The organism is Winogradskyella eximia, from assembly GCF_003386165.1.
Taxonomy (GTDB): domain Bacteria; phylum Bacteroidota; class Bacteroidia; order Flavobacteriales; family Flavobacteriaceae; genus Winogradskyella; species Winogradskyella eximia.
In genome coordinates this window covers 1-4,333 of sequence record NZ_QRDV01000011.1, presented here as the reverse complement: position 1 = coordinate 4,333, position 4,333 = coordinate 1, and the positions used below count along the sequence as shown (strand labels likewise).

At 32.4% G+C, this 4,333-nt stretch carries 4 protein-coding genes; all 4 read left to right on the top strand.

Going from position 1 to position 4,333, the window contains the following annotated elements:
• The first annotated feature begins 426 nt into the window (after positions 1–426).
• On the top strand, positions 427–1,218 hold the full coding sequence (locus tag DFQ10_RS17755) for a hypothetical protein (RefSeq protein ID WP_115818797.1): 792 nt from the start codon (positions 427–429) through the stop codon (positions 1,216–1,218).
• 795 nt (positions 1,219–2,013) lie between these two features.
• Positions 2,014–2,685: a hypothetical protein gene (locus tag DFQ10_RS17750; protein ID WP_115818796.1), complete on the top strand. Its 672-nt coding sequence runs from the start codon at positions 2,014–2,016 to the stop codon at positions 2,683–2,685.
• Between the two features lie 268 nt (positions 2,686–2,953).
• On the top strand, positions 2,954–3,571 hold the full coding sequence (locus DFQ10_RS17745) for a hypothetical protein (protein ID WP_115818795.1): 618 nt from the start codon (positions 2,954–2,956) through the stop codon (positions 3,569–3,571).
• Positions 3,572–3,784: 213 nt separating this feature from the next.
• Positions 3,785–4,216: a hypothetical protein gene (locus DFQ10_RS17740; protein ID WP_115818794.1), complete on the top strand. Its 432-nt coding sequence runs from the start codon at positions 3,785–3,787 to the stop codon at positions 4,214–4,216.
• Positions 4,217–4,333: the final 117 nt, after the last annotated feature.

Below are 4,333 nucleotides of genomic sequence, written 5' to 3'. Positions count from 1 at the left end.
CCACAACGTCACTTCGAGTGAAATTTCTTTTTTCTGAAATTTTGTATCGAGAAGATTTAAGAGTAAACAAGGTTCTCGATACTATTTGCTCATGCTTCACAAATCACTCGAACTGACGTAAACCTTGATATTAAAATAATCCACTAAACATAAATCAAACCCATAACGTCAGGTCGAGTGAAATTTCTTTTTCTGAAATTTTGTATCGAGAAACTTTAACAATAACCAAGGTTCTCGATACAATTTACCCATACTTTACAAATCACTCGAACTGACAAAAACATACATCTGCAACTATTATAATGTAACACACTTTTTATACCTGCGATAACACTCAAAATAGTTTAAACTAAAGTGACATAAGTCATCTTTTCCTCTGACCTCCTATTTTACCTTTATAGACCAATTTTTTCTTAAGAACATACTATGAAAACAAATCTATATATTGTTATTCTACTTATAGGTCTAATAAGTTGTAACACCAATCAAAAAAACAAGGTCGCTTCAGAATTAGAAAGCTCAACTAAGGACGTGGCACAAAAGGTTGAATTTAACGAAAAGGGCTATAAACTCATGACTCAAAAGTGTTATCTCTGTCATTTTGAAACACCAGATCCTTCAAAAAAAGACCAAATGATTGCACCACCAATGTTAAGAGTGCAAGAACATTATAAACCAACTTACCCAAATAAAACAGAATTCGTTAATGCCATAGTAGCCATTGTTAAAAACCCATCATTAGAAAAAACATTAATGCCTGGAGCTGTAAAGAAATTTAATCTCATGCCAAAACTCATTTATGACGAAGCTGAGTTACGTTTAATTGCAGAAACGATATATGATTATGATTTTGGCTCAGCACCAAAAATGAATCGCGAAATGAGTGCTGGTACACTAGCATTAAACAATGGTGAAAAGTGGATTTTAAAAAAAGAATCCATAGCACAAATCAATGCTATTGTGACTAAATTAAATTCTTACGAAGCCTCTGATGTTGAAGCTTACAATCAATTAGGAAAAGATATCTTTAATGATGCAAAAACAATAATGTTAGAAAATGCCTATACTGGAGAATTATTTGATCAAATTCATAATTTCTTCTTTAGTATAGAAAATAACATGCATACGCTAATGTCCACCACTACTGAAAATGAAGCTAAACAACAATTGGAAGCATTAAAGACTAAATTTAAAGAATTTCATAACTATTTCGAATAAATCAAATAGGCGTCATTAGCCAAACTATGTTATGCTAATTAGTGAATCGTTATGCGTGTAGATACAAGCGTAGCAATTTAACATGTAAAACCAACAACGTCACTTCGAGTGAAATTTCTTTTTTCTGAAATTTTGTATCGAGAAGATTTAAGAGTAAACAAGGTTCTCGATACTATTTGCTCATGCTTCACAAATCACTCGAACTGACGTAAACCTTGATATTAAAATAATCCACCAAACATAAAACAAACCGACAACGTCACTTCGAGTGAAATTTCTTTTTCTGAAATTTTGTATCGAGAAGATTTAACAATAACCAAGGTTCTCGATACTATTTGCTCATGCTTCACAAATCACTCGAACTGACGTAAACCTTGATATTAAAATAATCCACCAAACATAAAACAAACCGACAACGTCACTTCGAGTGAAATTTCTTTTTCTGAAATTTTGTATCGAGAAGATTTAACAATAACCAAGGTTCTCGATACTATTTGCTCATGCTTCACAAATCACTCGAACTGACGTAAACCTTGATATTAAAATAATCCACCAAACATAAAACAAACCGACAACGTCACTTCGAGTGAAATTTCTTTTTCTGAAATTTTGTATCGAGAAGCTTTAACAATAACCAAGATTCTCGATACTATTTGCTCATGCTTCACAAATCACTCGAACTGACGTAAGCCTTAATATTAAAATATTGAAATGAATCATAGTCAATGAATTTCATTATATTTAGTACATCCATAACCAAACAACACCAACCTAAAACATCTTAAACACAAACCCATGAAACATTTTATCACAGCCATCATCTTAACCGCATTTTTAACGTCTTGCAATTCCTCAGACAAAACAACAACCACAACCGAAGCAACGGAAACCACAGCAAGCACACCAAAAGCACCCAATAAAAACTTACAGCCCATTGATACAGATGAAGCCTTAATTGCAACCGCATTAATGGCTGTTCCCGAAGCAGGCAGAGCAAACTGTAAAATCATTGGCTATAATATGGCAGGCGAATTTGTAACCCTAAAAGAAGGTGACAATGAATTTATAGTATTGGCAGACGACCCAAAAAAGGATGGCTTTAGTGCAGCCTGTTACCATAAAGATCTCGAACCATTTATGGCAAGAGGAAGAGCCTTAAAAGCCGAAGGCAAAAAGCACAACGACATCTTTGATATCCGTGAAGCAGAAATGACAGCTGGAGACCTTACAATACCTTCAGGCGCAACGTTACACATTTACTACGGAGCAAAAACCTTATATGATGCTGAAACCTCAAAAGTAGATGGCGCACAACTGCGCTATGTGGTGTACATGCCTTGGGCTACAGCAGAATCTACAGGTTTACCAGCAAATCCAGTAGCTCCAAACCACCCTTGGATTATGAATCCTGGGACACACAGAGCACATATTATGATATCTCCTTTAGCAGATGACGCTACAGAATAGCGATAACACATTACAATTTAAAAATCCCAATGTTAATGCATTGGGATTTTTTTTATGTCATTACGGGAAACAGTAATCTCTTTTATTGTAACTCCTTTATTTTTATTGAACTATACGTAGAACTACGTATAGTTTGTTGTAAAGTTTTTCATAGCTTTATAAAATGATAATAGAATCATTTAACTACTCTTATCCAGAATTAAAAAAGGGATAACGGGAGTTATTGTGATGATATAACTAGTTAGGCTTAATTTGACCAAAATCCCGAATGAACGATAAATTGATAAGTATAGTTCGAATTATAGGACAATTGATTTCCACTTCTATTTTTGGACTTGCAGGTGGATTATTATTTCATTTTAGAATACCAGGAAATCGAACCTTTACTGATAATGATTCAGGACCATTAGCTTTAGTGTATGGAGTATTCCTTATTATTGGAATAGGACTAATAATAAACTCTTTGATTTTTAAACAAAAGAAACATTGGGAAAAATACCGAATTGGACTTCTGGTTTTTGTAATTGGATTTGGATTAGCTGTTTTTCTACCTCGAGATATAATAAAATGGACTTATTTTGGCAAAAAAGAAATAGAATTTAAAAGTATTGAAAATGCTGATTTTATTTGGGTGCGACTTGAACTTTATAAAAATAATGACTTTTTATGTTCCACTTCTCACGGCGGAGAAATGACAGAAGAAACATTAGGAGAATACAAGTTAAAAAACAACGTTCTTGAATTACATTTAAAAAATGAAATATCTGAACACACAAAAAAAGGATACCAGACTTTATATAAAAATATCGGAACAAAATATCGAGTATCAAATGAATCTTTAGTATGCTTAGATTGTGAAAAGGAAATAAAACTGAAAAAAAACTAAGCCTAACAAGGTGTATAAAACATAGCTAATAAGTGCTAAACTGAAAGGTTTGTGTATATTTAGGAAGTCCGCCAAATTTTTAATTTGGCTTTTAGAATAGAAAAGTTAAAAACAAAATATAAAAATTCGGCTCTGTGTTAATCCGAAAAGTTAGTGTCTTTTTACACGCTACGTTCCATACACAAGACCGTTACCTGCAAGCTGAAAAAACCGATGAACATTCCAAAAACATCAGATGATTTTCTAAATGAATTTTATTCGTCTATTGACTTAATGGATAAAATTGGAGATTTAAGAATTCGACAATTTATGGACAGACTGAATAAAGTTTCTGATGAAATAATAGTAGACGGAATTGTTAAAGTGTTTGAATATGAAAAGAGAACTGAAACGGAGTATACTGACCAAAAATACGCTGGAAAAATATTAGAGAAATTAAAACCAAAATCTGATTTAGATTTACTTGTGATTTTAAAATCAACAATTGGAAATTGGAATAAAAGCGTTGAAGAATTCCCTTTTTGGATAAAAGAAAATTACGGAATTGAAACTGTAAAAAACAAATTGACTGAATTTGAAACTCAAAATCTGACCGAAATAGAATCGGACAAATTGAAAACAATAAAATGGTGGCTGAAAATCTAAATCGGAATAAAAGCCAGCAGGTAACAAAGTACTGTGGTAAAAAACAAGTAAAAATGTATTAATTTTTCACTAAAGTACTTTTATAATTTCCATCATATATTAATCCTGATTTAGCTA

Bases quoted from the DNA above. Each gene is read 5' to 3' on its own strand.
- DFQ10_RS17755 (WP_115818797.1), top strand. From the start codon at position 427: ATGAAAACAAATCTATATATTGTTATTCTACTTATAGGTCTAATAAGT.
- DFQ10_RS17750 (WP_115818796.1), top strand. From the start codon at position 2,014: ATGAAACATTTTATCACAGCCATCATCTTAACCGCATTTTTAACGTCT.
- DFQ10_RS17745 (WP_115818795.1), top strand. From the start codon at position 2,954: ATGAACGATAAATTGATAAGTATAGTTCGAATTATAGGACAATTGATT.
- DFQ10_RS17740 (WP_115818794.1), top strand. From the start codon at position 3,785: ATGAACATTCCAAAAACATCAGATGATTTTCTAAATGAATTTTATTCG.